At 46.3% G+C, this 421-nt stretch carries 1 pseudogene; it reads right to left on the bottom strand.

What is annotated here, in order from left to right:
* Positions 1-421: pseudogene (locus A3751_RS01215) on the bottom strand (urea ABC transporter permease subunit UrtB); the annotation flags it as partial.

Raw genomic sequence — 421 nt, 5'->3', positions numbered from 1 at the left:
GAACAACAATGCAAACACAGCCAAACAAAAAATAATGATGTACAACCTGTTTAGCGTGAGGGAGAAAATCGGGTTGATATCAATCGAGCCAGACATCCACTCTGGTGTCTCTACGCTGCGATTAAGAGGCGAAAAGATACTACGCACCGCTTGCTGCAATACTAAACTGATGCCGAACGTCGCCAATAGCGTTTCTAAAGGTCGTCCTTTTAAAAACTGAATCACACCACGCTCAATAGCAATACCCACCAAACCGGATACGACAAAAGCGGCCGGAATCGCAACAATAATGGATGCGCCAATCGAATCCGGCATGAGCAACTGAATCACATAGGTTGTATAAGCGCCTATCATGATCAATTCGCCGTGCGCCATATTGATACAGCCCATTACACCAAAGGTAATCGCGAGCCCAATCGCC

The sequence above is a fragment of the Oleiphilus sp. HI0080 genome (assembly GCF_001635135.1).
Note: the sequence above shows the minus strand (reverse complement) of the source record. Positions and strands in the feature narration are given on the sequence as shown.